General features: G+C 72.6%; 19 protein-coding genes and 1 tRNA gene. 10 read left to right on the top strand and 10 right to left on the bottom strand.

The genetic code is table 11. The features are described 5' to 3' along the window. Positions 1 to 77 precede the first annotated feature (77 nt). Positions 78 to 605, top strand: a complete 528-nt coding sequence (locus ACFUN8_RS12390; RefSeq protein WP_383634962.1) for a hypothetical protein — start codon at positions 78 to 80, stop codon at positions 603 to 605. On the opposite strand, the gene ACFUN8_RS12385 is transcribed toward ACFUN8_RS12390, so the two are convergent. After that, positions 602 to 1,870: a monodechloroaminopyrrolnitrin synthase PrnB family protein gene (locus ACFUN8_RS12385; RefSeq protein WP_383634960.1), complete on the bottom strand. Its 1,269-nt coding sequence runs from the start codon at positions 1,868 to 1,870 to the stop codon at positions 602 to 604. The two genes, ACFUN8_RS12390 and ACFUN8_RS12385, sit on opposite strands and share 4 nt — an antisense overlap. Before the next feature lie 123 nt (positions 1,871 to 1,993). After that, positions 1,994 to 2,971, bottom strand: a complete 978-nt coding sequence (locus ACFUN8_RS12380) for an aldo/keto reductase (RefSeq protein WP_383634958.1) — start codon at positions 2,969 to 2,971, stop codon at positions 1,994 to 1,996. A gap of 229 nt (positions 2,972 to 3,200) precedes the next feature. Here ACFUN8_RS12380 and ACFUN8_RS12375 point away from each other — a divergent pair, with 229 nt between their 5' ends. Then, a complete protein-coding gene (locus ACFUN8_RS12375) occupies positions 3,201 to 4,001 on the top strand; it encodes an APH(3'') family aminoglycoside O-phosphotransferase (RefSeq protein ID WP_383634978.1) in 801 nt (266 codons plus the stop codon). Positions 4,002 to 4,069: 68 nt separating this feature from the next. Here ACFUN8_RS12375 and ACFUN8_RS12370 read toward each other — a convergent pair whose 3' ends face one another. The 3 genes from ACFUN8_RS12370 to ACFUN8_RS12360 form a co-directional block, all read right to left on the bottom strand. Beyond that, positions 4,070 to 5,311, bottom strand: a complete 1,242-nt coding sequence (locus tag ACFUN8_RS12370; RefSeq protein WP_383634956.1) for a Rieske 2Fe-2S domain-containing protein — start codon at positions 5,309 to 5,311, stop codon at positions 4,070 to 4,072. A gap of 354 nt (positions 5,312 to 5,665) precedes the next feature. Next, positions 5,666 to 6,043, bottom strand: coding sequence for a cytochrome P450 (locus ACFUN8_RS12365; RefSeq protein ID WP_383634954.1), 378 nt, complete (start codon positions 6,041 to 6,043; stop codon positions 5,666 to 5,668). A gap of 155 nt (positions 6,044 to 6,198) precedes the next feature. Continuing rightward, a tRNA-Arg gene (locus ACFUN8_RS12360) sits at positions 6,199 to 6,274 on the bottom strand. A gap of 326 nt (positions 6,275 to 6,600) precedes the next feature. On the opposite strand from ACFUN8_RS12360, the gene ACFUN8_RS12355 reads away from it, so the two are divergent. The 7 genes from ACFUN8_RS12355 to ACFUN8_RS12325 all read left to right on the top strand — a co-directional run bounded on the left by ACFUN8_RS12355 (position 6,601) and on the right by ACFUN8_RS12325 (position 15,631). Then, on the top strand, positions 6,601 to 8,193 hold the full coding sequence (locus ACFUN8_RS12355; RefSeq protein ID WP_382564526.1) for a dynamin family protein: 1,593 nt from the start codon (positions 6,601 to 6,603) through the stop codon (positions 8,191 to 8,193). A gap of 5 nt (positions 8,194 to 8,198) precedes the next feature. Further along, entirely contained in the window at positions 8,199 to 10,031 is a 1,833-nt protein-coding gene (locus ACFUN8_RS12350; RefSeq protein ID WP_383634952.1) for a GTPase, read from the top strand. A gap of 229 nt (positions 10,032 to 10,260) precedes the next feature. Next, on the top strand, positions 10,261 to 10,803 hold the full coding sequence (locus tag ACFUN8_RS12345; RefSeq protein WP_383634950.1) for a single-stranded DNA-binding protein: 543 nt from the start codon (positions 10,261 to 10,263) through the stop codon (positions 10,801 to 10,803). 215 nt (positions 10,804 to 11,018) lie between these two features. Next, complete coding sequence (locus ACFUN8_RS12340) at positions 11,019 to 12,452, top strand: Cys-Gln thioester bond-forming surface protein (protein WP_383634948.1); 1,434 nt, start codon at positions 11,019 to 11,021, stop codon at positions 12,450 to 12,452. Positions 12,453 to 12,820: 368 nt separating this feature from the next. After that, positions 12,821 to 14,485, top strand: a complete 1,665-nt coding sequence (gene ettA / locus ACFUN8_RS12335; RefSeq protein WP_383634946.1) for an energy-dependent translational throttle protein EttA — start codon at positions 12,821 to 12,823, stop codon at positions 14,483 to 14,485. A gap of 1 nt (position 14,486) precedes the next feature. After that, complete coding sequence (locus ACFUN8_RS12330; protein WP_383634944.1) at positions 14,487 to 14,912, top strand: acyl-CoA thioesterase; 426 nt, start codon at positions 14,487 to 14,489, stop codon at positions 14,910 to 14,912. After that, positions 14,909 to 15,631, top strand: coding sequence for a hypothetical protein (locus ACFUN8_RS12325; protein WP_383634942.1), 723 nt, complete (start codon positions 14,909 to 14,911; stop codon positions 15,629 to 15,631). Before ACFUN8_RS12330 ends, ACFUN8_RS12325 begins: the two co-directional genes overlap by 4 nt. Positions 15,632 to 15,709: 78 nt before the next feature. Here the strand turns inward: ACFUN8_RS12325 and ACFUN8_RS12320 are convergent, their stop codons facing one another. The 4 genes from ACFUN8_RS12320 to ACFUN8_RS12305 form a co-directional block, all read right to left on the bottom strand. After that, positions 15,710 to 16,813 carry an ABC transporter ATP-binding protein gene (locus tag ACFUN8_RS12320; RefSeq protein WP_383634940.1) on the bottom strand — a complete coding sequence of 368 codons (1,104 nt, stop codon included), beginning with the start codon at positions 16,811 to 16,813 and terminating at the stop codon, positions 15,710 to 15,712. Then, a complete protein-coding gene (locus ACFUN8_RS12315; protein ID WP_383634938.1) occupies positions 16,810 to 19,767 on the bottom strand; it encodes an ABC transporter permease in 2,958 nt (985 codons plus the stop codon). Before ACFUN8_RS12315 ends, ACFUN8_RS12320 begins: the two co-directional genes overlap by 4 nt. A 1-nt stretch (position 19,768) precedes the next feature. Beyond that, positions 19,769 to 23,167, bottom strand: coding sequence for an FtsX-like permease family protein (locus tag ACFUN8_RS12310; RefSeq protein ID WP_383634936.1), 3,399 nt, complete (start codon positions 23,165 to 23,167; stop codon positions 19,769 to 19,771). A gap of 209 nt (positions 23,168 to 23,376) precedes the next feature. Beyond that, positions 23,377 to 23,775 (bottom strand): globin, encoded by a 399-nt coding sequence (locus tag ACFUN8_RS12305; RefSeq protein ID WP_382564418.1) that lies wholly within the window; start codon positions 23,773 to 23,775, stop codon positions 23,377 to 23,379. Positions 23,776 to 23,885: 110 nt separating this feature from the next. Here ACFUN8_RS12305 and ACFUN8_RS12300 point away from each other — a divergent pair, with 110 nt between their 5' ends. Further along, positions 23,886 to 24,911 carry a methyltransferase domain-containing protein gene (locus ACFUN8_RS12300; RefSeq protein ID WP_383634934.1) on the top strand — a complete coding sequence of 342 codons (1,026 nt, stop codon included), beginning with the start codon at positions 23,886 to 23,888 and terminating at the stop codon, positions 24,909 to 24,911. Positions 24,912 to 24,923: 12 nt separating this feature from the next. Here the strand turns inward: ACFUN8_RS12300 and ACFUN8_RS12295 are convergent, their stop codons facing one another. After that, positions 24,924 to 26,153, bottom strand: a complete 1,230-nt coding sequence (locus ACFUN8_RS12295) for an FHA domain-containing protein (protein ID WP_383634932.1) — start codon at positions 26,151 to 26,153, stop codon at positions 24,924 to 24,926. Positions 26,154 to 26,195: the final 42 nt, after the last annotated feature.

Genomic DNA, 26,195 nt, shown 5'->3' with positions numbered 1-26,195 from the left:
GTGGCAAGGTGTTTTCAGGTGCCGAACAACACGCACCGCTCCACCCGTTGACCCCTTGCCGCAGAAGGAGCACACCCATGTCCGGCCCCGGTCCCGCCGACGGCGGAGTCCTCGCGTCCCTGACAGCCGTCGCGTCACTGCTCGCGCCCGACCAGCCGACCGTCGCCGAACAGGTGCGGCACGCGTACGAGGACCCCGAGGGCTATGTGCGTACGTGGGCGAGCCGGCTGGAGGACCGTGGCATATACGAGCCGTTTCCGGGACTGACCTGGATAGCCCTGGTCGACGCGCTGCACGAGCGGAAGCTGCTCGCGGAGCTCGACTGGAAGGAGGGCGCGGACGAGATCCGGTGGCGGCTGGGAGGGCTGGCCTCACGTCCGTCCATCGATCCCTGGGTGCTGTTCGACGACGCCGAGATGGAGCTGACCACCCATGACTTCCTCCAGGCGTGCGGCCGGCACTACCGCGAGGTCGGCACGGCCCTGGTGATCCTCGACATCGAGTCGGACTGCTACCCGGTGGCGTGCCTGAGCCCCCGGCGTGTGGACGAACTGATATCGCTCGCGAAGAGCGCGGGCTTCGCCGTCTGGCCGCTCGGCGTCTAAGACCTGTCGTCCGTGGATCTGTCATCCGTAGACCTGTCGTCCGTACGGAGGCCGGATCGGGGAGCGGCGTCCAGTGCGTACCGCAGTCGGTCGAGTGACGGGCGCGCGCTGCCGCCGCCGTCCGTTCCGGGCCGCTGCCGGGCGGTCCTCAGGTCGACCAGGCGGGCCAGGGTGCCCATGACCACATGGAGCGGCGGCCCGCTGGTCGTCAGATCGGCCGCCTCGGACTCCTGCCCCTGCCCTTGCTCCTGCGGCGCTCGGGCGGCGGGAGCCTGGAGGAAGGGGACGACGAGCCGGTGGTGGTGGAAGGCCGACGCGGCGCCGTGCAGACGGCAGACGGTGAGGAACAGCTCGGCGTTGTCGCGCAGTTGGGGGGTGATCGGACCGGCCGTCGCCTCCCGGACGAAGGCGTCGAGCAGCGGCTCGGCCGTCCCGGTGGCCCGCAGCAGAGCCTGGTCCTCCGGCGGCAGATACGGGTACTTCTCCGTCAACAGGGCCTGGTAGAAGGGGTCGTACGGTGAACAGAGGCCGAGCAGCACGTCGATCGAGTTGATCGCCGCGAAGTCGCCCCCGTTCACGCCCCGGTACTCCACGCCGCCGACGCGATGCGCTTTGAAGTACGGCCTGATGTTGAGGAAGAACCGGTCGACGTCGAGTGTCTTGCTCAGCGTCCTGCCCAGGTCCAGTACGTCGTCGAGTCCCGACCTCGCCTCCCGCAGCAGATACGCCGTCAGCGGGCTGGAGACGCCGAGCGCCGGGACGCGGCGCAGCGCGGCGGCCGTGCGCTGGTACGCCAGCATCGACAGGCCGTTGTAGAGGAGGAAGGCGCGTTCGTCGTCGAGCGCGGTGAACGTACGGAAGGTGTCCCCGACCGCCCGGTTGTACAGGACCTGGTGGGCGAAGACGAACCGCGGCACGACGCCGAGCGACGACCCCAGCAGCTGGGCGAGCGGCCAGGCGGCGGACTGCGGCCCTTCGATCTCATGACGGCGGCAGGCACCGAGGTAGAACCCGACCGAGCCGAGGAGTTCGTACCGCTCGTCGTCCCCCGTGGGCAGCGAGCGCGGCGCACCGCTCTCCGTGATTCGACCGACCAGTTCGGCGCCTTCGCTGCCGATCCGTCGCTTGACCGTCTCAAGTTCCGGTCGGCCGTGCAGAATCTGCGCGTCGGCCGCGAAGTACGCCTCCTCCAGCCGCGTATTGAGAGCGACGAAGTCGTTCCTGATCCACCGGTCGAGGTCGTCGGAGGCGCTGGTGGTGGTCACGGCGTGGGTTCTCCAGAGGCGGGTCGGGGAAGCGGGTGCGCTCGCCTCATCCGACCGTCCGGACGCCCCTGTCACCAGGACCAATGGTGACTTCTTATAGAGGTCCAATCTGCCCCCCGGGCCTCACCCCGCCTGGTCGAGGCGGTCTCGCTGGTCCTGGGTGAGCTGTACGTCCAGCGCGTCCAGGGACTCGTCGAGTTGGGCGAGTCCGCTGGCGCCGATGACGGGGATGATCTGCGGATCTCCGCCGAGCAGCCAGGCCAGCACGACCTGCCCGGCGGTGGCGCCAGTCTCCCGCGTGACCTCGCGCAGCGCGGCGAGCTGTGCGGTGGCGCCCGGGTGGTCGAACTGGGCCGGGAGGGGCTTGGCCGGGTTCGTATAGGCGCCGCTGAGGAGTGGGGTGTACGCGAGCAGCGTGAGGTCGGCCTTCTCGGCGCGCGCGTAGTCGAGGAGTTCCGGGGTGACATGCTCGCCCGTACCGAAGGTGGCGCCGGGCTTGGGCCGTAGATAGGTGTACTGCTGCTGGACGCACGTGTACCCGGCCAGCCCGCGTTCGCGCGCGAGGGAGCGGGCGCGCTCGATGCGCCAGGTCGCCTGGTTGCTGGCCCCCACGATGCCGACGGTGCCGTCGGCGACGAGCGCGCCGAACCCCTCGACGGTGTCGGTCTGCGGGGTCGCGCGGTCCTCGATGTGCCCGAAGAGGACGTCGACCCGGTCGGTGCCGAGTCGGCGCAGGCTGCCCTCGACGCCGGCGCGCAGGGCTTCGGCGGACAGCCCTTCGGCGTTCGCGGGCCAGACCCCCGGCCCCGCCGGGCGGGCGCCGGCCTTGGTGGCGAGCACGATCTCGTCCCGATTTCCGCGTGCCGCCATCCAGCGCCCGATCACTTCCTCACTGTCGCCGCCGTGGGCGCCCGCCTCCCAGAACGAGTAGCAGTTGGCGGTGTCGACGAATGTGCCGCCCCGCTCCACGAAACGGTCCAGGATCGCGAAGCAGGTGGCTTCGTCGACACGGGTTCCGAACGGCATGGTGCCCAGGCAGAGGGTGCTGACGCGGGGGCCGGGGGTGGCGTCGTGACGGCGGCCGAGAGTACGAAAACGCATGGGTGCTCCGCGAGTTGGAGAGGGGGGTGAGGGGTGCGTCGCGAACTCTCCCGGTTGATGTGCACTTCAAGTCAAGGCCCGCCCTCGACGAGGGTCGGACGACGGACGGCGGCTGCTCAGCCCCCGTGCTCCCCGTGCTCCTTGAGCCCCCGCGCTCTCCGCGCTCCCGCGTTTAATGCCGAGTGCGGTGCGGGCCGCCCTGGTTAGGGTGGCCGGCGTGATCGATGCGATGTTCCGAACTCTGCTGCACGCCGGCCACGACAGTGGCGTATGGGAGCCCGTCACGGACGGCGAGTCCGAGGCCGGTGTCTTTCGGTCCGAGGACGGCTCGCGGTACGCCAAGTGTGTGCCCGCCGACTCCGCGACCTCCTTGGAAGAAGAACGTGATCGCGTCGACTGGCTCGGCGGGCAGGGCGTCCCGGGCCCGCGCGTACTCGACTGGCGGGTCACCCCCGATGCCGTCTGCCTGATGACGAGCACCGTCGCGGGAGTCCCCGCCGATCGGGTCGCCGCTCCGGAACTGCGGACGGCGTGGGAGCGGATCGCGGACGCCGTGCGCCGGCTGCACGATGTGCCGGTGGCGAAGTGCCCGTTCAGTCGCGACCTCTCACAGATGTTCGCGACCGCCCGTGACGTCGTCGCGCGAGGCGCGGTCAACCCGGAGTTTCTCCCCGAGGACCAGCAGCTGACGCCTGCCGAGGAGCTGCTCGCCCGCCTCGTCCCGCAGCTCGAACAGCGGCTCGCTCAGGAGGCCGTCGAGAGTGTCGTCTGCCATGGGGATCTGTGCCTGCCCAACATCGTCCTCGACCCGGAGACCATGGACGTGGCGGGCTTCATCGATCTGGGCCGCCTCGGCCGGGCCGACCCGTACGCCGACATCGCTCTCCTTCTCGCCAACTCCCGTGAGACATGGGCCGACGAGGGGCAGGCGAACTCCGCCGACGAGGCGTTCGCCAAGCGGTACGGCAGCGCGCTCGACCGGGACCGGGAGAGGTTCTACCTCCATCTCGATCCGCTCACCTGGGGGTAGTGCTCCACCCCAAGTTCCGGCGCTTCCCTCGTGCCGGCGCGTCCCCCGTTCCGGTTCGGATCGATCCGTCAACTGGGCGCCCTGCCGGGCTCGGCGTGCGGTGCGGGACCCGCGTGCGGTGCGTTGCCGCAGAGCGTGGAGGCGGCGCACAGATCCGCTCGCGGCCGGATGGGAACGCCGTTGGCGCGCAGTACCTTCCGGGTGTCGAGGATCAGCGGGAAGACCTCTTGGTTCCAGTCCGAGCCCTGTTCGTCCCAGGCCCGCTGCTCCGACTCCACCGCCATCCGGTCTTCCGCGAACACCCGCTCGGTGAAGCGCCGGATCAACGGCCAGGCGAGGCGGAGCGCGCCGGGGACGGGCGGCTTCTTGATCATGAGCAGGCCGTAGACGTGATTGGTGCGCTGCTCGGCGTCCTCCGGTACGTACGCCACCCACAGCGAGAACGCCGGGAGTTCGGCTTTCTCGGGGAGTGCCTGAAGGGTCTGGTACGGGTACTGCGTACGGACGGTGATGACGTCCGGCGACTTGCCGCCGCCGAGGCCCTCGGCGGAGAGCAGACCCGCACCGCGGTCCTTCTTCCCGCCGGCGGGGGTGAACAGGTACCGGGCTTCCACCGAGTCCGGCTCGGTGTCGTAGCCGAGCAGTTCCGGCTGGATCCGGCCGAGGACACCCCGATGCAGGAACTGGTGGTTCATGTCGAGCAGGTTCTCGTGCATGAACGAGTAGTGGCAGCGCACCGTGCGCGAGAACGTCATGGTGCTGTGCTCGGCCGAAGCGTACGTGGGCAGCTCGGGAAACGGTGTCTCGGCGGCCTTCTCCGGGTCCCCGGGGAACACGAAGACCAGTCCGTACGCCTCGCGGACCGGGTACGCGCGCACGCCTCGTGGCGGCCGGTCCACGCCCTTGGGCAGATACGGGATCTGCGAGATGCGGCCGTTGCCCCGGTAAGCCCAGGCGTGGTAGCAGCACCGCAGGGACTCGCCCTCCACGACACCCATGCTCAGCGGCACCTGGCGGTGAGCGCACCGGTCCTCCAGGGCGTAGACGGTGCCGCTGCCGCCCCGGTACAGCGCGATCCGCTCACCCGCGAAGCTGGCGGCGAAGGCGCTGTTCTTCCGTACGCTCCCGGATACGGCGACCGGGTACCAGAAGTCGGGATTGATCCCGGTACGGCGAAGGTCGGCCACGGCGGGGGAGGGGGAGTGTACGACGTGCCGCTCGTTCGCCGTACCGGTCCCGCCGGTCCCGCCGGTCCCGCCCGCCCCGTCCGTCCCGCCGGTCCCGTCCTGTGCGGGCTGAGTCTCGGTCATACGGTTCCACCTCGCCCGCAGGTCGTTCCAGTGATGGGCCGTGCTCCGGACCGCGCCACGATCGCGGGTGTCGCGAACCGGCGATCTCGGGCAGCACGTCCCATACAAATCGCGTCCGGCGGGGACGGCACCTTTTGCGCATCCGCTGGAGTTACGGCCGCGGGGCGGCGGGCGACCGCGTCGATCACGGCCTCGTGCGGCTCGGCCGGGGGACTGATGTCGAGTACGACGACCAGGCCGTCGTCGTACTGGTCGAACGCCTCGGGGGGCGGCCGGCACGCCGCCCCCCGGCCGCCACGCACTTCTCGGCCTCGGTGTCGACGCGCATCAGAGCCGTCAGAGCCGTCAGAACCGTCAGAGCACCTCGTCCCAGGTGACCGGGAGGGCGATCGGGCCGGTGACCACGGTGTCGGTCTTGAACTCGATCTCCGCGAACGGAACGGCCAGCCGAAGGCTGGGGATTCGCCGCAGCAGTGTTTCGAGTACGACCTTCAGTTCGAGCCTGGCGAGTTGCTGACCGACGCACTGGTGCGGGCCGTGGCCGAAACCGATGTGCCTGGTGGCTTCGCGCGTCACGTCCAGCTCGTGCGCGTCCGGGAACTGGCGCGGGTCGTGGTTCGCTGACTGGATGGCGGCTACGACGAAATCGCCTGCCGGGATCGGCTGCCCGGCGATCTCGGTGTCGCGGGTGACCTCGCGCATGATGCCGACACCGACACCGAGGAACCGCACCAGCTCCTCGCATTGAACGCCCGGCTACGTGTCGAACGCCCGACGAGGAGTTGAACGCCCGCGGGATCTGCCGCTGTTGGCGGCGGGCCGAGTGGCCTCGGAACCCCGCGCAGAGCCTGGCCCGCGAGAGCGTCGCCCGATTGACGCTGTGTCGGTGGCGCCCCCGGCAGGACTCGAACCTGCGGCCAAGCGCTTAGAAGGCGCCTGCTCTATCCACTGAGCTACGGGGGCCGATACCTGGCCTCGGGGGTCCGGAGTGCCGGTGGGGCAGTCCGTGCCGTCCGTGACCTGTGCCGGGACAAGGATAGGGCTCCGTTCACCCTGGCCCGGTTGCTTCACCTGCGTGGCACGATGTGGAGGTTCGGTGAAGCGAACCGATAATCGCAGGCAGGTGCGATTCCTGCAGTGCTTTTCGCGCCTGAAGCTACGGGTGTTGTGCACTCGTTATGCCTGTGCCCCACTCGTCCCGTCTGTCCCCCGCGCCTGACCGGCGCGCAGGAGATGTCTATACGCTTCAAAAAGCCGCCAAAGTTGGGCATTCTTCGCATGTGGTGACCTTGGACGTACGGCCTCAGCTGATCGACGCACTTTCCGCGCTGCGCGACCGTGTCGCCGCCGTGCGTCTTCCACTCCCTCTCGACGGGGCTCCGCGTGCCCGGCAGACCAGGGAGGAGCTGCTCGCGCAGCTGGACGACTATCTGGTGCCGCGGCTGCGGGACCCCGAAGCGCCGCTGCTCGCCGTGGTGGGCGGATCCACCGGGGCCGGGAAGTCGACGCTCGTCAACTCCCTTGTGGGGCGGCGGGTCAGCGAAGCGGGCGTGCTGCGGCCCACCACCCGTACACCCGTACTGGTGTGCCATCCCGACGACTGCCACTGGTTCGACGGCGTACGGGTCCTTCCGCAGCTGTCGCGCGTCTGGCTGACCCAGCAGGAGGAGGACGGCGGGGCCGGGGCCTGGAGCGGGGACGACGAGAACGCGCTGCGCATCGACACCGCCGTGGCCCTGCCCCGCGGCCTCGCCCTGCTGGACGCGCCCGACATCGACTCGCTCGTCGTACGGAACCGCGTTCTCGCCGCCGAGTTGATCTGCGCCGCCGACGTGTGGGTGATGGTGACCACCGCGTCCCGGTACGCCGACGCGGTGCCCTGGCATCTGCTCCGTACGGCGAAGGAGTACGACGCCTCGCTCGTGACCGTCCTGGACCGGGTGCCGCACCAGGTGATTGACGAGGTGTCACGTCAGTACGCGGCGCTGCTCACCAAGGCGGGCCTGGGCGACGTACCCCGCTTCACCATCCCCGAACTGCCCGAGTCGGCGGGCGGCGGCAGCGGGCTGCTGCCCACCACCGCCGTCGCGCCGCTGCTCGCCTGGCTGACCCACCGGGTGCGGGATCCGGCGGCCCGTCAGCAGGCCGTCGTCCGTACGGCCGCGGGCGTCATCGGCTCGCTCAATGTGCGGATGCCGGAGCTGGCTGGCGCCGTCGCGGCGCAGTACGCCGCCGCCGTACGCCTCACGGGCGCCGTCGAGGAGGCGTACGCCTCCGAGCGCGAGCGGGTACGCAGGCGGCTCAAGGCCGGTGCCGTGCTCGCCGGGGACGCGCGGACCCGCTGGCGCGGCTATCCGAGGGACAGCTCGGCGCGTGAACTGCTCGATTCGCTGGTCGAGAGCCTGGCCGCGCTGCTCCAGTGCGCCGTCGCCGCCGCCGACGAGCAGGTCACCGAGGCGTGGCGGCGCGAGCCGGCGTCGGCGGGCGTCCTGACCCCTGGGCCGGACAGGGAGGTGTCCGAGCGGATCGGGATGGCCGTACGGCGCTGGCGGCGGGTCGTGGAGGAGCTGGCCGAGGAGGAGGTACGGCTCCTCGAACGCAATGCCGCGCCCGACGCCGAGACGGTCGCCGCCCTCCTGGCCGCCGCCCTCCTGGGCGGGCACCGCACCCGCGTCGCGGGGGAGCGGCTCGCCGAGCGGATCGGGGCGCAGGGCGCGCTGCGGCTGCGCGACAAGGGCGGTGACCTGGTGGCGACGTACATCGACGACGTACTGCACGGCGAACGGGACCGGCGGCTGGCTCCGCTCGACGCGCTCGAAGTGGCGCCGGAGCCGCAGGCGGAACTCATCGCCGCGCTTTCCGTACTGCAGAAGGAGATGTGACCGAGATGGCGGACGTGACGGACGTGACGACGTTGACGGACGGGCCCGGTGAGACGGGGGCGGGGCTCGCGGCGGGTGTGACGGACGCGGGCGGCGCCGCGGACGGCGCGGGGCGGCGCTGGGACGACGGGCTGATCGCCCGGCACGCGGCCGGACGCAAGGGCGCGGCCGGCTCGGGCGTCACCGTCGGCGTGGAGGCGGTCGAGAGGGACGACGGTACGGCGGCCCCGGCCGAGCTCCACCAGCCCATCGGAGGCGCCTACGAGGGGCCGCTGCGGGTACGGCTCGACGCCCTGCGCGAGTTGGTTGGCCTGTCGCGGACCCGGATCGAGGGGACCACGCTCGCCGAGGCCGGACGCGTGCTGGACGAGGCGTCCACCCGGCAGCGGCTCTCGTCGCGGCACACCGTCGTGGCCATCGCGGGTGCCACCGGCAGCGGCAAGTCGACGCTGTTCAACGCGCTGGCGGAAGTACCGATCTCCGAGACGGGGCTGCGCAGGCCGACCACGTCCGCGCCCATCGCCTGCGTCTGGTCCGAGGGCGCCGCCGGGCTGCTCGACCGGCTCGCCATCCCCGGCAGGCTGCGCCGCAGGCCGCTCGCGGGCGGCGACGGGGACGAGGAACTGGAGGGTCTCGTCCTGGTCGACCTGCCCGACCACGACTCCGCCGTCGTGGCGCACCGCGACCAGGTCGACCGGGTACTGGCGCTGGTCGACGCGGTCATCTGGGTGGTCGACCCGGAGAAGTACGCGGACGCTGCGCTCCACGAGCGCTATCTGCGCCCGCTCGCCGGCCACGCGGAGATCACCTTCGTCGTGCTGAACCAGATCGACCGGCTGCCCGGCGAGGCCGCCGACCAGGTCCTGGACGATCTGCGCAGGCTGCTGGACGAGGACGGCATGGCGCTCGGCGAGCACGGCGAGCCGGGGGCCACCGTGCTGCCGATCTCCGCGCTCACCGGACAGGGCGTGGGCGAACTGCGCGAGCTGGTCGGCCGTTTCGTCCAGGAACGCAGCGCCGCCGCCCGGCGGCTGTCGGCCGACGTGGACGCGGCCGCGAGGCGGCTGCGCTCGGTGTACGTCGCCGACGGGCGCACGGGGCTCGGTGAGCGCTCCCGCGAGGAGTTCGCGGAACGGCTCGCCTGGGCGGTCGGCGCGGTGGCCACGGGCGAGGCGGCCGAGCGCGAGTGGCGCAGGAACGCCGGTCGCGCGTGCGGGACGCCGTGGCTGCGGCTGTGGCGCTGGTACGAGCGCACCCGGACGCCCGGCGGCACCGCGCCGCGCGCCGAGGTGATCGTGGAGGACGAACTCACCGCCAGGCAGCGGGTCGAGCAGGCCGTCCGTACGGTCGCGGAGGACGCGGCGGCCGGGCTGCCGAGGCCGTGGGCGCAGGCGGTGCGCGAGGCGGCGGTCCGCGGCGCCGTCGGGCTGCCGGAGGCGCTGGACGAGCTGGCCGTGACGGCGGGGCCGCCGAGCGGGCGTCCCGCGCGCCCCGCGTGGTGGCCGGCCGCGGTGCTCGCGCAGGCGTCCATGACGCTGCTTCAGATCTTCGGCGGGCTGTGGCTGGTCGGCCAGATCATCGGCGTCCTCCCGCCCGGCATCATCCCGCCCGTGCTGGTGATGCTGGCCGGGATCATCGGCGGGCCGCTGGTGGAGTGGGCGTGCGCGGCGGCGGCGCGGGGGCCGGCCAGGCGGTACGGGCAGGACGCCGAACGGCGGCTGCGGGAGGCGGCGTCCGGGTGTGGGCGGGCCAAGGTGCTCGATCCGATCGCGGCGGAGCTGATGCGGTACCGGGAGGTGCGCGAGCAGTACTCGACGGTGTCGGGCGTGACGAGGTAGCGGCTCCTGGTCCGTCCTCCCGGCCGCTCCTCGTCCACCTGGCGTCCGGCTCTCGTCCGCCTGGCGTCCGGGTGCGACCACGTACGGGTGACGGAGATATTCAGAATCGGTGAGTTATCCACAGGCGTCAGCAGGATTTTCCCGTCCGGTCCAGCATGAGGTGGTCGGTCGACGGGGCCGGAGAGACGGTGCGGCGGGGAGCCGCGAAGCCGGAGAAGAGGGGGCTGCCATGAACGACACCGTGGTGACGCTGGTGGGGAACGCGGCGACGGGGGTGGAGTATCGGGAAACGCCGACGGGTGGGGTGGCGAGGTTCAGGTTCGCGGTGACTCCGCGCCGCTGGGACCGCCGCAATTCGGCCTGGACGGACGGGAGTACGAGCTTCTACACCGTCTGCGCGTGGCGGAATCTCGGGGCGAATCTCACCGCGTCGGTCAACGTCGGTGACCCGCTGGTCGTGCACGGCAAGCTGCGTGTGCGGGACGAGGCGAAGGAAGGGCAGCGCAGGACGTTCGTGGACATCGACGCGCTGTCGATCGGTCACGATCTGACGTGGGGGACCTCGGCGTTCAAGCGGGTGGCGCGGGCGAATCCGGCGCTGACGGAGCGTCCGGCGGACATGGCGGCGGCGGCTTCCGCCGCGCACGCCGCGGCTGCCGACTCGGGCACCGGCGCGCTCGGCAAACCGGTGCGTACGCAATCGTGGCCGTCCGAACACGACGAGTCGCCGGCGTCGGCCGGGGCGGTCGCGGCGCCGACCGGACCGCTCTGACCGGGGAGTTGTGGAGATTTGTCGAGAGTCGAACGACTTCGAAGGTGCGAGCGATAACGATTCCGATTCGGAACGGTTATCGGAACGTCCGAACGGGCATCGGCTGTCACCTCCATCCATAGGATTCCCGAGTACTCATGGGGCACTTGAGGCTGCTGGTGAGGAAATCCCCCCACGCGTCCCACGCGGAGGACCTCGCCCGGAGGGAAAAATCTGTGTTGTCTGCGCTGTCTGTGTTCTCCGCGTTCCTCGCTCCAACCGCTCGTAGGCGGGGCGCCGCCCGTCTCGCCGCGTCGATGGCCGTCTCGGGTCTTGTCGTGGTGGGCTCCATAGTCGGAGCGGGTACGGCCGTGGCCGACGAGGCACTTCAGCACCGCGGTGGCGCGGCGGCCACGCTCGACGGCCTCATGACGTTCGACAAGGCCGTGCTCACCACGGACGGCCAGAAGCACGAACTGCCCGCCGGGCTCTTCGAGATGACCGTCGACGGCGGCGGCAAGCTCAAGACGTACTGCATCGACATCCACAACCCCACCCAGGACCAGGCGAAGTATCTGGAGACGCCCTGGGCGCAGACCTCGCTCGGCGCCAACAAGAACGCCGGGAAGATCCGCTGGATCCTGCAGAACTCCTACCCCCAGGTCGACGACCTCGCGGCGCTCGCCGAGGACGCGGGCACCGGGCCGCTCACCGCGCAGACCGCCGCCGCCGGTACGCAGGTCGCCATCTGGCGCCATTCCGACGACGCGGACGTCGACGCCGTCGACCCGCAGGCCGAGAAGCTGGCCGACTGGCTGGAGCGCAGCGCCGAGAATCTCGGTGAGCCCAAGGCTTCGCTCACCCTGGAGCCCGGCGCGGTCTCCGGCCGGAGCGGCGAGCGTCTCGGGCCGGTCACCGTCCGTACCGACGCGGACAGTGTCGCGGTGTCCCCGCCGGCCGACGCCGCCGCGATGGGCATCAAGATCACCGACAAGGACGGCAAGCCCGTCAACGAGGCGGTCGACGGCGCGCGGCTCTACTTCGACGTCCCCGAGGACGCGGCCGACGGCACGGCCACGCTGAGCGTGCAGGCGAGCACGTCGGTGCCGGTGGGCAGGGCGTTCGCCGGGGTCACCAAGAGCCAGACGCAGATCCTGGCCGGCTCCAGCGAGTCCACGGTCTCGGCGACGGCCGCCGCCACGTGGGCCGCGAAGGGCGCGATACCGGCGATCACCGCCGAGAAGAACTGCGCGGAGGGGGGTGTGGACGTCACGGCGGCCAACAAGGGCGACGAGCCGTTCGCCTTCACACTCGCCGGTGAGGAGTACGCGGTCGAGGCGGGCAAGTCCAGGACGGTCACCGTGCCGGTCGCCGAGGACCAGGCGTACGACTTCACCATCACCGGGCCCGGGGGCTTCACCAAGAACTTCCAGGGCGTCCTCGACTGCCGGACCAGCGGGAACCCCGGCCCGCCGGCCGACGAGACCACCACCCAGCTGGCCCCGGCCACGACGGGCGGCGTCGCCGGTACGGACGGGCTCGACCTGGCCGAGACGGGCACCTCCAACGCCACCCCGATGATCGCGGGCGTAGCGATCGGACTGGTCCTGATCGGCGGCGCGGCGGTCTTCCTCGTCCGTAAGAAGAACGACCCCTCCACCGAGGACTGACCCACCCCCGGCCCGACGGGATCTGACCGGCACCCGACCCGAGCCACTCTCGACCCGACCCACCCCCGACCCGACCCGACCGGCACGGCACCCCGCCGCCCCCTGACAGCGGCTCCGACGCGCAGACGAATCCGGTCGCGCGCCGGAGCCGCGCGCCGGAGCGGCAGTCAGGGCCGGGCGCCGTCGGCCGACACGTCATCGCCGGGCCCGCCCTCGGCGTGCCCACGCGGACCACAGGTCGGGACGGGGTGTCCGAGCCCTGGACACGCGGTTTCTCCCCAGGGAGGGACGTGCGGCAAGATGGCTTCATCTGCCCTCACGCGGTGGAGCCGCACATTGGCCCTTCTCGATCTGCCGGACGGTTTCTCTTGGCTGAGTACATCTACACGATGCGCAAGACGCGCAAGGCGCACGGCGACAAGGTCATCCTCGATGACGTGACGCAGAGCTTCCTGCCCGGCGCGAAGATCGGTGTGGTCGGCCCCAACGGCGCCGGTAAGTCCACCGTGCTGAAGATCATGGCCGGGCTGGAGCAGCCGTCCAACGGCGAAGCCTTCCTGTCGCCCGGCTACTCGGTCGGGATGCTCCTCCAGGAGCCGCCGCTGGACGAGAACAAGACGGTGCTGGAGAACGTCCAGGACGGCGCCGCCGAGATCATGGGCAAGCTGAAGAGGTTCAACGAGGTCGCCGAGCTGATGGCGACCGACTACTCCGAGGCCCTGATGGACGAGATGGGCAAGCTCCAGGAGGACCTGGACCACGCCAACGCGTGGGACCTGGACACCCAGCTGGAGCAGGCCATGGACGCGCTGGGCTGCCCGCCCGGCGACTGGGCCGTCACCAATCTCTCCGGTGGTGAGCGCCGCCGCGTCGCGCTCTGCAAGCTGCTGCTGGAGGCCCCCGACCTGCTGCTGCTCGACGAGCCCACCAACCACCTGGACGCCGAGTCCGTGCAGTGGCTGGAGCAGCACCTCGCCAAGTACCCGGGCGCCGTCGTCGCGGTCACCCACGACCGGTACTTCCTCGACAACGTCGCCGGGTGGATCTGCGAGGTCGACCGCGGCCGGCTGCACGGCTACGAGGGCAACTACTCCAAGTACCTGGAGACCAAGCAGGCACGTCTCAAGGTCGAGGGCCAGAAGGACGCCAAGCGCGCCAAGCGGCTCAAGGACGAACTCGAATGGGTCCGCTCCAACGCGAAGGGGCGCCAGGCCAAGTCCAAGGCCAGGCTGGCCCGTTACGAGGAGATGGCCGCCGAGGCCGACAAGATGCGGAAGCTGGACTTCGAGGAGATCCAGATCCCGCCGGGCCCGCGGCTCGGCAGCGTCGTGGTCGAGGTCGAGAACCTGAGCAAGGCGTTCGGCGACAAGGTCCTCATCGACAACCTCTCCTTCACCCTGCCGCGCAACGGCATCGTCGGGGTCATCGGCCCGAACGGCGCCGGCAAGACCACGCTCTTCAAGATGATCCAGGGCTTCGAGGAGCCGGACTCCGGCAGCATCAAGGTCGGCGACACGGTCAACATCAGCTACGTCGACCAGGGCCGCGGCAACATCGACCCGAAGAAGTCGCTGTGGGCCGTCGTCTCCGACGAGCTGGACTACATCAACGTCGGTCATGTCGAGATGCCCTCGCGGGCGTACGTCTCCGCGTTCGGCTTCAAGGGCCCGGACCAGCAGAAGCCGGCCGGTGTCCTGTCCGGCGGTGAGCGCAACCGCCTCAACCTGGCGCTGACCCTCAAGCAGGGCGGCAACCTGCTGCTCCTCGACGAACCGACCAACGACCTCGACGTCGAGACCCTGTCGTCCCTGGAGAACGCGCTGCTGGAGTTCTCCGGCGCGGCCGTGATCATCTCTCACGACCGGTGGTTCCTCGACCGCGTCGCCACGCACATCCTGGCGTACGAGGGCGAGTCCAAGTGGTTCTGGTTCGAGGGCAACTTCGAGGCGTACGAGAAGAACAAGGTGGAGCGGCTCGGCGCCGACGCGGCCCGGCCGCACCGCGCCACGTACAAGAAGCTGACCCGAGGCTGACATGGCCCGCCACCATTACAGCTGCCCCATGCGCTGGTCGGACATGGACGCCTTCGGGCACGTCAACAACGTCGTGTTCCTCCGCTATCTGGAGGAAGCGCGTATCGACTTCATGTTCCGGCTGGCGCAGGGGGACGGCTCGCCGTCCTTCTCGGGCGGGTCCGTCGTGGCCCGGCACGAGATCGACTACAAGCTGCCGCTGGTGCACCGGTACGAGCCGGTGGACATCGAGCTGTGGGTGACGAAGATCGGCGCGGCGACGCTCACGATCGCGTACGAGATCAAGGACGAGGACCAGGTGTACGTGCGGGCCTCGACGGTCATCGTGCCGTACGACCTCCAGGCGGGCCGGCCTCGGCGGATCACCGCCGAGGAGAAGTCCTTCCTTCTGAAGTACCTGGACGACGCGGAGGCGCTCGCGGCATGACGGCGACGACCGTGCGGGCCCTGCGGCTCGCCGACACGGCGGAGGCGGCGGATCTCGCCGCCTTCCTCGGCCGGCTGATCCGCTACGACCGGGCGGCCGCGGTACGCCTCCAGGTGGGCGCCGGGGCCGTGGCGGTGTTCGGGCGGCCCCCGGCGTTCGAGGTCCTGGCGATCCGTACGGCGCGGCTGCGTGACGAACCGTCGGCGGCCGTGCCCGCGGCCGCCGCGGAGCTGGACATCACCGTCTCAGCCGGTGAACTCCTCGAAGCGATCGACGAGTTGACGGGCGGCTTCGCGCTGCCCGCCGCCGTCACCGGCCCTCCGTGGACCGGGGTGCTGCCGCCGCGCGGCGGCTGGCAGCTGGTACCGGGCCTGCCGGGACCCGCCGCGCTGCGTCAGGCCGTCGCGGCGGCGGTCGCCGAATTCCGCGCGCGCGACGAGGCGTTGCCCGCCGCGCACCGCGACCGCGCCGAACGCGACAGGATCGGCCACGAGATCTGGTCCCGGACGGTCGACGACACGGGTCTGCCGCTGCGCGCCGTCCACGCGGCGCAGTCGGTGGGCTTCCTGCGACCGATGCCCGAGAACGCGCCGGTGGCGCTGCTCAGGACCGGCACATGGACGCGGCTGCGGACACCGTACGGGTCGATCGCCGTACGGACGGGCGGTAGCGGTGGCGGAGCCGGCGGCATCGGCGGGCTGAGCGTCACTCCGACGTAGGGCGTGGGATTGCGACTGGGACCGGGCCGTGGAGCGCGGGACTGCCGTCTGCCGACTGCCCGGTGGGTGGGTGGGTCCTCAATCGCCGGACGGGCCCGATGTGTCCGGCCAGACGCCGATGTGGTCCTGTTCCAGTTCCAGCATCACGCGGTGCTCCATGCCCAGCGCCTTCGTGTACTCGGCGGGCAGTTGGAGACGGCCCGCGCGGTCGAGCATCGCGTACTCCCGCGCCACCACCGACTCCTGACCCGTCGTCGCGTCGACCTCCGTACGGCGCAGGACCTCCGACGAGGTGCGGCCGTCGCGGATGGCGACCGTGCGGCGTACCTCGTCCGCGACCTCCTGGTCGTGGGTGACGATCACGATCGTCGTGCCCAGCTCCTCGTTCGCCCGGCGGAACGCGGCGAACACCTGCTCCCCGGTCGCCGAGTCCAGCTCGCCCGTCGGCTCGTCGGCCAGCAGCACGGAAGGGGAGTTGGCGAGGGCGACGGCTATCGCGACGCGCTGTTGCTGGCCGCCGGACATCTGGTGCGGGCGCCGGTCGCGGCAGTCCGCCACGTCCAGCATCGTCAGCAGTGATTCGGCCCGCGCCGCGCGCTCGGCGCGACGACGGCCGCCACCCCGGCCACCGCCCCCACCCCGGCCACCGCCCCCGCCCCGGCCACTGCCCCCACTCCAGCCACCGCGCCCGTCCCGGCCGCTCAACTGCATCGGCAGTGACACGTTCTGACCGGCCGTCATGTACGGCAGCAGATTGCGGCCGGTCTCCTGCCAGACGAAGCCCACCGCCTCACGCCGGTAGCGCAGCCGGGCCTTCGCGTCCATGCCCAGCAGATCGCGGCCCGCCACCTTCGCGGCGCCGGCCGTCGGGACGTCCAGGCCCGCCAGGATGTTCATCAGCGTCGACTTGCCGCTGCCGGACGCGCCCACGAGCGCCATCAACTCGCCCTCGGCGACCAGCAGGTCGAGACCCTGGAGGGCTTGCACCTCCACCCCGTCGGCGGTGAAGATCCGCACCAGCCGGTCGCACGCGATGAGCGCGTCGTGCCCGTACGAGGGCCGGTCGCGGTGGGTGCCCGCGCGGCGCTCCAACTGCTCCAGCGTCGTCACCGCGGAGATGTCGGCCCCCGCGCCCTCCACTGCCCCTGAGCCACCCGTCCCGGACTCGGTCGACGATGTCATCGGCTGTCTCCTGCCCTGAGTTCGTTGATCGATCCCCGCCGTCCCGCCCACCACGCCTGCACCACCGACACCGCCGCGGCGAGCGCCAGCACCCCCACGGCCGGCAGCACCAGCGACCACGGATCGGCCTGGAGCGGCGCCCCGTCCAGCGTCACGTCCGATGTCGCGGTGAGCGCCAGTCGTACGAGATCCACCCCCGGCGCCAGCAGCACGATGGTCGCCCAGCCGACGAACGCCCCGCCCACGGCGGCGAGCAGCGCCTGCGGAAGGACCTCCAGGCCCAGCAGTTGGCGGCCCTGGCGTGTCGTGAGGCCCATGGTGCGCAGCCGTGCCAGCAGGGTGAGGCGTTCCGGGGCCGTCTGCGACAGCGAGAGCAGCAGGGCCAGCAGGGCGTAGCCCGCGCCCGCCGCTATCGCCGCCGCGTAGATCCGCTCGGCGCCCTCCTGCATGGGCGTGTTGACGAACGTCTTCCGCTCCTCGGTGCGCAGCGTCACGGTGAAGGGGGTGCGTGTCTCCTCGCCGAATCCGGCGATCGTACGGCGCAGCGCCCCACCGTCCAGCTTCGGGCCCGTGACCAGCAGGGTGGTCGGCGCCCGCTGGGTCAGGTCGGCGGCGTTCACCAGGAGGTAGTCGGCGCCGGGCGCCGCCGGGGTGTTGGACCGTGTCGCCGCCACCCGCACCTTGAAGTCCCCGGCGGGCGACTGGATGTCGCGCGGCCCGTCGCCGAGCCGTTCGGCGACGGCGGGCGAGGCGATCGCGGGCAGCACCCGGCCCTTGTCCGACCCGCCGTCGCGTACGCCGCCCCCGCCCACGGACTTCAGCGCGCCGGCCGGGAACTCCCCGAGCCCGGTCTGCCGGGCCAGCCGGGCGTACGCCCGCGGCTCCACGCCGATCATGGTCACGCCGAGCGCCGTCCGGAAACCCTTGGCGTCGGACGGGAGCGGTACGCCGTACTCGACCCGTACCGCCGTCACTTCCCCGACCCCGGCGCTGTCCCGCACCAACTCCGTCAGCCCGTCGGGCAGCACCGCCGACGAGCCGAGGACGCTGATCCGGGCGTCGGCGCCCGTCGCGAGCACGGCGGCGCGCTCCCTGGCGCCGTCGATCCCGGCGAGCACGGAGCCGCCGAAGGCCGCCGTCGTCAGCGCGACGAGCAGGGCGAGCAGGGGCAGCGCGCCCGACGACGCGGCGCGGCCCGCGCGGGCCAGCGAGAGGAAACCGACGGCGCCGCGCAGCCGCCCGGCGGGGCGGCCGACGAGCCGCAGCGGCAGTGGATAGAGCCGTACGAGAACCAGCGCGGCGATCAGTCCGACCAGCACAGGCGCGGAGCTGACCAGATAGTCCACGTCCCCGATCCCGCCGTCCCCGCCGGGGTCGGCCGCCCCGTCCGTGCCCCGCCGGCGCAGGGCGGCGACCGCGCCGATCCCCAGGGCCAGCAGGGTCAGTTCGGCCATCGTGCGGCGGCGGGAGGGCCGGGCCCGTACAAGATCCTCACGGCCCCCGTGCGGCCGCGGCCTGCGGTGCCGTACGACGGCCCGGACCGGGAGCGCGGCGCACGCCAGCAGGGCGGCGCCGCCCGCCGCGGCGACGGCGGGCCCCGACCGGGCCTCCGGGACGGTCAGCACGGCCAGCAGCAGGCCGACGGCCGCCGCCGGTAGGGCGATCACCGCCGTCTCGGCCAGGAGCCGGCCGCCGATGCCGCGCAGCGATCCGCCGCGTGAGCGCAGCAGGGCGAGTTCGGCCTGCCGCCGTACGGCGAGCAGACCGCCCGCCATCACCAGGACGACGGCGGCCACGGCCCCGATGCCCAGTGCCGCGACGGTGACGACCGGAGCGATGGCCGATCGCATGGAGCGGTGATCGGCGACGATCTCGTCAAGTCCGGTCGCCACCACGGCGGAGGGCCCGACGACGGCGGGGGCGCGCAGTTCGGTCAGCTCGGGGCCGTTCTCCAAGGAGGCCAGGGCGGAGGCGAGCCGGGGCGCGTCGCGTGCGTTGAGCGCCGTCGCGTCGGGGGCGATCCGCCAGTACGTCTGGGGCTCACCGGTCGTGCCGAGCAGCGCGGGCGCGGCGTCGGGGGCCAGCAGGAGGGAGGCGCGCCAGTAGCGGGGCGGGGGCACGTCGTTGGTCGGTTTGGTGACGAGGACGGGGGTGCCGAGCGTGCTCTCGAAGGCCCAGTAGCTGTTCTTCGGGTCCCGTGGTGTGACGATTCCGGTGATCCGTACGCCCAGCTCGTCCCGGTCCACGCCCGGCACGTGCACCACCGAACCGACCTTGATCCGCAGCGACTTGGCGGTCTCCGCGGTGACCGCGGCCTCCACCTCCCCGGTGCGCTCCTGCACCGCGCCGTCCGCGCGCGGGAGCCGCCCCTCGCGGAGCGTGGAGTGGCGGTCGAGACCGGCCTGGGCGGCGAGGGTGAACATCGGCGGCAGGTTGTCGGGCGCGGGCAGCCAGGTGTCGGTGCCCTCGACCGGCTCGGAGGTCCGTACGCCGTACGCCGAACCGCCCTCGTCGGCGCGCACCGGCGCCGGCAGAGTCCGCGTGATCTTCCGCTGCGCCTGCGCCACCCAGGCGCCGCGCAGGACCTCCTCGCGCTCCGCCTGCGGTACGCCGAGGCCGGGCGCGGCCACGCTGACCTCCAGGACGCTCTGGCCGGCGGCGGCCGTACGGATGGCGTGCCGCAGGCCGTTCGTCTCGTAGGTGTCGACGGAACGGGGGAACGCGGCGGCGAGATAGGCGGTGAGTACGACGAGCACGGCCAGCGCCGCGGCGGCCCCCGGCGCGGTCCGCAACCGCGTCCGGATCCACGGCGCGACGACCCGCACCGGGCGTCCGGACGCGCGGGACGAGCCCGCCCCGTCGGACCCGTCGGACGTGTGGGCCCCGTCGGCCCCGCCGGACGCGACGGCCGGCTCCGTGGACGGGTCACGACGGCCGGGCGAAGGTGCGCTCATCTCAGTTGCCTCCCCGTTCGCGCAGCGTGACCGCCGGGTCGGTACGGCGCAGGGTGAGGTACGCGATCAGCAGCAGGGGAAGCACGGACACCCCCGCCAGCAGCGCGGCGACCTGGCCGGTCGGCAGGTCGACATGGACGGCGGGCACCGGCTGCGTGGCCTGGCCCGTCAGGACGACCAGGGGCACGACCGCCCTGGTGAGTACGGCGCCGAGGGCGAGGCCGACCAGGAGCGCCACCGTGAGCAGCAGGCCCTGCTCGGTGGCTATCAGCCGGGCGAGTTGCCGGCGTGGGGTGCCCAGCGCCCGCAACAGGGCGAATTCGGCGCCCCGTTCACGGAGCGACCCCACGGCGCTCACCGCAAAGCCGACGGCCGCCAGCGCCGCCGCCGCGATCGCGGCGGCCAGCAGCGCGGACTGCGGACCGACGCCCAGTGGATCGCTCAGCAGCTCGTCCGCGATCTCGTCGCGCACCATCACCTGCGCCGGGTCGAGGTCGGACCGCTTCCGCAGCGTGTCCGCGATCTCCTGGGTGCGGCCCGGTGCCGCGCTCAGCCACCACTCGGTGGGGGCCAGCGACGCCTCCCGCCGGTCGGCGAGCACCTGATTGACGGCGCGCAGATCGAGCAGGAGCGCGCCGCCGTCGCCCCGGCGCCCGCCGTCGGCGGTCTCGGTCGCGGCCTGCGCGCTCAGGGCGCCGGGGCCGGTGGTGGGCAGTTGGGCGACGGAACGCACGACCTTGACCCGGAGCCGGTCGCCCGCGACCTCGACGTCCACGCTCTGCCCGGTCTTCGCCCCGGCGGCCCGCAGGAAGGTGTCGGTGGCTATCGCGGGCAGCGCGGTGGGCGGCTCGGGGCGCGGGACGCCCACATGGACGCTGAGGCTCCGCGTCGGATCCAGATAGGGCCCGGCCTGCGGGCTGACCCCCGTCTCGTACGAGAGAGCCAGCGGCGCCGCAGCCGAGACGGCCGGCTTCAGCGGCAGGTCCGGGTCGGCCTCGCCGTCCAGCGACGCGAGGAGCGCCGCCCGCCAGCCGAAGTCCGCGGGGACGTCGACCGGCCGCGCGGCGCCGTCGGCGTCCAGGGACCGGAGCGCGTCGACGGTGAGCCGGTGGGTCTCGCTCCTGCCCTGCGGGGCGCTCGACTCCAGCTCCAGACCGGTCAGGGTCAGCGGCTGCGCCGGGGTGAGCGGCGTGCTCGCCGCCCCCGGACCGCGCGCGGAGTCCCCGGCGCCGGTCAGATCGAGCGTGAGGGTGTGCGGGCGGCCGTCGACGGGCACGTCGCCGGCGGGCAGGCGGTAGGCGATGCCGTACCGGTCCTCGACCAGGACCGTGGTGAACGGTGCGCTGCCGGACGGCGACACCCCGTTCGCCGCCGAGGTGGCGGTGAGCCGCAGCGTGATCCGGAGTTGTCGGGTGTCCTCGGGCAGTGGGACGCCGGGTTGTGCCGTCTTCGGCGGCTTCACCGCGTCGATCAGCCGGGCCGCCCCGTCGTCGCCGGACAGCCCCGACAGATCGTCGCGCAACAGCATCCGCTCGTCGGCCAGACCGGTGTCCAGCGCGAGGACGGTCGCCGTCCGGTCCGCCGACAGCTCGGAGGTGGCGCGGTGCGCGGGGGCCGCCGCGCGTACGCCCGGCAGCTCGGCGTAGATCCCGGCCTGCCCCGGATCCCCGGGCCGGTTGGCCGGCACCCGCAGCGACGCGCCGCTTCGGAAGTCCGCCTGGTCCTCCTGCGAACGGTCCCACGACGCGCTCTGCCCGATCGCCAGCATCCCCATCGCCACGGCCAGCACCAGCAGCAGCACCGGCCCCGCGCCGCGCAGCGGCCGGCGGCTGAACTGCCAGCCGGCCAGCGCCGACGACAGGCCGGCCCCGCTCGCCGCGCGCCGTTCGGCGAGACGCGCCACGGGCGGCAGCAGGCGCAGGGTCAGTACGGTGCCAGCGAGCAGCGCCAGCGCGGGGGCGGCGACCAACAGCGGATCGACGCCCAGCTCGCCCCGGCTGTCACCGCTGAGCGCACCGCCGGAGGCGGCCGTCTGCCGGTCCAGCTGCCAGTACGCCACGGCGGCGACTACCAGCAGCCCCACGTCGGCGCCCGCGCGCACCGGGCCGGGCAGCGCCCCCGCCCTGCCGCGCCGCAGCCGGGTGACGCCCGCCGAGGCGAGGGCGGGCGCGACCCCGGCGGCGGCGCACGCCAGCGCGACCCCGACACCGGTCAGCCACACCTGCGCGGTGGAGGTGTCACCGAGCCGCAGCCCGATCCCGTCGAGCGGTCCGCGGTCGACGAGCAGCCTGGTCAGCGGCCCCGCGAGCAGCGGCGCGCAGAGCGCGGCCGGCAGCGCCAGCAGCAGTGCCTCGACGGTGGCGAGCCAGGCGATCCGGCGCCGTGAACCGCCGCGCGCCCGCAGCAGATCGCTCTCGCCGGTCCGCTCGGTGCTCAGCAGCCGCGCGACCAGCAACAGGGCGTAGGTGGCGAGCAGGACGAGCTGGACGGCGACGATCAGCAGCGTGGAGCGCGACACGAGCAGCGCGCGTTCGGTCCGGTCGAGGACGCTCGGCAGCGTGGTCCGCGCGGTCACACCGTCGGCGAACACCGGTTGCGCGGCGAGGGACTTGGGCCCGCGCTCGGCGGCGGTGCGCAGCGCGTCGATACGGCCGGTGGTGACGGACCGGAAGTCGGCGGCGGCCAGCCAGGACAGGTCGCCCGCCTGCAGCCGCCCGGAGTCGAACAGGGCGGGGTCGGTGAGCAGCGGGCCGTAGGTGGTGAAGGTGACCGTCCGGACGCCCTGGCCGCCGAGGGTGTCCAACTTCCAGTACGGGTCGGTGAGATCGGCCGGCCGGTAGATGCCCGTGACGTGGATCGTGAGGGGTTTGTCGCCCAGCCGGTCGAGGAGGGTGAGCCGCGTCCCGGCCTTCAGCCCGAGCTGGGTCGCGGCCTCCTCGGGGAACGCCACCGGTACGGGGCCGGCCGCGGAAGCGCCGGCGGCCGTCGGCCAGGTGCCCGTCACCAGCCGTACGCGCGAGCGGTCGAGCGTCGCGAAGTGCGTGAGGTCGGGATCGCCGACGCGGGCGTCGGGCGGCTGGAGGGCGCGGGGGAGCGCGTACGACCCCGAACGCTCCAGCTTCCGTACGGTCACCGGCAGCCCGTCGAACGACTCCCGCGCGACCTTCGTCGCCGCCCCGTTCGCGGCCCGCCGGTCGCTCGCCGGGACCTGCGCGGTGATCACGAGCGCGGCGGCGGCCGCGTCGCGGCCCTGGAGGGTGTGGCGGAGCGCGGCGTCGCCGATGGAGCCGGAGAAGGCGGTGAGGGCGGAGAGGACCGAGGTGGTCAGGAGTACGGCCAGGAGGGCGGCGGCGAGCAGCAGCCGGTGCGCGCGGACGCGCAGGAACACGAACCCCGTCACCCGTCCCCCGCCGATCCCTCGCCCGCCCCGGAGCTTCGGATACTTTCAGAGGGCCCCCGCCCGTGGAAACCGCTTACGGGCGGACTTTGATCGGATCGTGACCGTTGTCCGGAACGGGAAGTCCGCATTCCGGGGCCGGCGAGGGATCGGCTCGCGGCCCGCAGCGCCCGGCTCGCGGCCCTCGGCCCGCGCGCGGGTTCAGCCGTGACTCAGCTGTTCACCATCGACGCGGCGGCGTACGTCATGTAGTTCCAGAGCTGCGCCTCGTGCTCCTCGGAGAGCCCCAGCTCGTCGATCGCCACCCGCATGTGCCGCAGCCACGCGTCGTGCGCGGCCCGGTCGACGGTGAACGGCGCGTGGCGCATCCGCAGCCGGGGATGGCCCCGGTTGTCGCTGTACGTGCGGGGACCGCCCCAGTACTGGATCAGGAACAGCGTGAACCGCTCCTCGGCCGGACCCAGATCCTCCTCCGGATACATCGGCCGGAGCAGCGGATCCTCGGCGACCCCCTGGTAGAACCGGTGCACCAGTCGCCGGAAGGTCTCCTCGCCGCCGACCTGCTCGTAGAAGGTCTGCTCCGAAAGCGTGCCGCGCGGAATCTCGTTCACCCTTCCATGGTCTCAGACGCCCCGGCCGAGTACCTGAGGTCTAGGACTCGTCCGACGGGCAGGGCCCGGGACTGCTCGCTTCCGCGCCCGCGACACAGGACAGTGGAGTCATGGGCGTTCACCGCGAGCAGCGCGAGGCGTACGGGCCGGGCGACGACGAAGCCGGCGTCGCCGCCGAGGCGCGCGCCGCCATGGTGCGGGGCATGGCGGACGACGGGGCGCTGGACGACCCGGCCTGGCGCGCGGCGTTCGAGGAGGTGCCGCGCCATCTGTTCGTGCCGTACTACTTCGTCAGCAGACCCGGCGGCCACGACCGGCTGTGGTGCGACGACCCCGACCCGGCCAGACGGCTGCGCTGGCTGCGCGGCGCGTACGCGGACGGGGCGCTGGCCACCCGCGTACGGGACGGTGAACTGATCTCCTCCAGCAGCCAGCCCTCCCTGATGGCCCGGATGCTCGCGGAGCTGGACGTACGCGACGGGCACACCGTCCTGGAGATCGGCGCGGGCACCGGCTACAACGCGGGGCTGCTCTCGCACCGGCTGGGCGACGCGCGCGTGACGACCGTCGATCTGGATCCGGAGATCACGGAGTCCGCCCGCAGGCATCTCGCGGCCGCCGGATACCGGCCCGCGGTCGTCACGGGCGACGGCGCTGTCGGCTGTCTGCGGCGGGCGCCGTTCGACCGGATCATCGCGACCTGCACGCTGCCCGCCGTGCCGTCCGGCTGGCTGGCGCAGTGCGCGGACGGGGCGCGGATCCTGGCGCCGCTGGCGACCGGGCTGATCGCGCTGGATGTCGGCGAGGACCCCCACGGCCGTTACGCGGAAGGGCACTTCCTGCACACGTCCGCCTTCTTCGTCCCGCTGCGCGGCGGTGTGGCGGAGCCGGGACTGCCCGTCCTCCAGCGGATCGGCGGGCTGCCCCGGCGGGCGCTGGAGAACGATCTCTTCCGCTTCATGCTCTCGCTGACGGCGGGCAGCCTGGACCCGCACGAGGCCCTCTCCCTCTGGGAGCGCGAGGGGCGCCCGCAGCGGGAGAGGTTCGGCATCACGGTCGGCCAGGACCGGCAGTGGGCCTGGCTGGACGATCCCTCGGGGCCGTACGTCTGGTCGCTCGGCCCCGGCGGATCGTGATCCCTCGCTCTGTCAGCCCCGGCGGATCGTGATCGTCGTCCAGGCACCGACGTGCACGCGGTCACCGTCCTTGAGCGGGACGGGGACGTACGGCTGGATCGGGTCCTCGGCGCCGTTCAGCGTCGTGCCGTTGGTGGAGTTCTGATCGACCACCGCCCAGCTGCCGTCGGGCTGCTGGACCAGGACCGCGTGCTGGTGCGAGACACCCGGGTCCTCCGGCGGGACGGACAGGTCGACATCGGGGGACTCGCCGGTGGAGTGGCGTCTGCGGCCGATGGTGATCTGGTTCCCGGTCATCGGAAGGTGCTGTTCCGGTGAGTACGCGGGCAGGTTGAGGCCCGTCGCCTCGGGGCCGCTGCGCTGCATCATCGCCATGAAGTAGTCACGGTCCGGTGCGACGACCGCGGTCCAGTTGCCGGGCGGCTGGTACTGATGCGGCGGCTGTTGCTGCGGTGGCTGCTGCTGGTGCTGCTGCGGCGGCGGTCCCTGCTGGAACTGGTGCGGGGGCGGGGGCGCCTGCGCGTGCGAGGGCGGCGGCAGCACCCAGTCGTCGCCACCGGTCTGCTGCGGCGGGGCCGGCGGCCCCGACTGCTGGAACGAGGGCGGTGACGGCGGCCCCTGCTGCTGGTACGGCGGGGGCGGCGGCGGTCCCTGCTGGCCGTGCTGGCCCTGCTGGCCGTGCGGTCCGGGAGGTCCGGGAGGTCCCGGAGGCCCGGGGTGGCCGGGCGGCCCGGGAGGTCCGCCCTGCGGGCCGAACCCGCCCTGCTGGCCCTGCTGGTCCGGGGACAGCGGTTCGGCGGGCCGGTTCAGCTGGGAGGGGCGTGAGCCCTGGTAGTCGTACGGATCCGGCGGCCGGGGCGGCGACTGCTGGGCCTGGAAGCCCGGCGGCAGATTCAGTCCGGGCGGCGGCGGTCCACCGGGGCCACCCGGCCCGCCCGGTCCACCGGGGTGCTGGTGCTGCGGAGCCAGCGGCGTGTACGAGGTCGCCGTGTTCGTGAGGAAGTTCCACCGGCACTCCTCGCAGAACAGGGCGTTGCCCTCACGCGGAGTACGGCACTGCGGGCACATCTCGGCCTGCGCTGTCGCGTTCGGATCCTGCGGATAGCCGTAACCGGGCGCGGGCGGTGGTGGGGGAGGCGGCGGCACCGAACCGGCGGGAGCGCCGGCTCCGGCCATGCGATGGCCACAGACCTCGCACCAGTCGTCGGAACCCGACTGGTGTCCGTTCGGGCAAGTCGGCATGTCGGCGCTTCCCCCTCTCCTCGTCCGGCCCGAAGGCCGCTG

Origin of the sequence: Streptomyces sp. NPDC057307 (genome assembly GCF_042667665.1) — a bacterium.
GTDB lineage: Bacteria > Actinomycetota > Actinomycetes > Streptomycetales > Streptomycetaceae > Streptomyces.
The sequence above is the reverse complement of the archived record's forward strand: the minus strand, read 5'-3'. Positions and strand labels throughout refer to the sequence as shown.

Coding starts and splice junctions, on each gene's coding strand:
- ACFUN8_RS12300 (WP_383634934.1), top strand. CDS start 23,886: ATGGGCGTTCACCGCGAGCAGCGCGAGGCGTACGGGCCGGGCGACGAC.
- ACFUN8_RS12345 (WP_383634950.1), top strand. CDS start 10,261: ATGAACGACACCGTGGTGACGCTGGTGGGGAACGCGGCGACGGGGGTG.
- ACFUN8_RS12295 (WP_383634932.1), bottom strand. CDS start 26,153: ATGCCGACTTGCCCGAACGGACACCAGTCGGGTTCCGACGACTGGTGC.
- ACFUN8_RS12370 (WP_383634956.1), bottom strand. CDS start 5,311: ATGACCGAGACTCAGCCCGCACAGGACGGGACCGGCGGGACGGACGGG.
- ACFUN8_RS12350 (WP_383634952.1), top strand. CDS start 8,199: ATGGCGGACGTGACGGACGTGACGACGTTGACGGACGGGCCCGGTGAG.
- ACFUN8_RS12380 (WP_383634958.1), bottom strand. CDS start 2,971: ATGCGTTTTCGTACTCTCGGCCGCCGTCACGACGCCACCCCCGGCCCC.
- ACFUN8_RS12375 (WP_383634978.1), top strand. CDS start 3,201: ATGTTCCGAACTCTGCTGCACGCCGGCCACGACAGTGGCGTATGGGAG.
- ACFUN8_RS12390 (WP_383634962.1), top strand. CDS start 78: ATGTCCGGCCCCGGTCCCGCCGACGGCGGAGTCCTCGCGTCCCTGACA.
- ACFUN8_RS12320 (WP_383634940.1), bottom strand. CDS start 16,813: ATGACATCGTCGACCGAGTCCGGGACGGGTGGCTCAGGGGCAGTGGAG.
- ACFUN8_RS12315 (WP_383634938.1), bottom strand. CDS start 19,767: ATGAGCGCACCTTCGCCCGGCCGTCGTGACCCGTCCACGGAGCCGGCC.
- ACFUN8_RS12325 (WP_383634942.1), top strand. CDS start 14,909: ATGACGGCGACGACCGTGCGGGCCCTGCGGCTCGCCGACACGGCGGAG.
- ACFUN8_RS12330 (WP_383634944.1), top strand. CDS start 14,487: ATGGCCCGCCACCATTACAGCTGCCCCATGCGCTGGTCGGACATGGAC.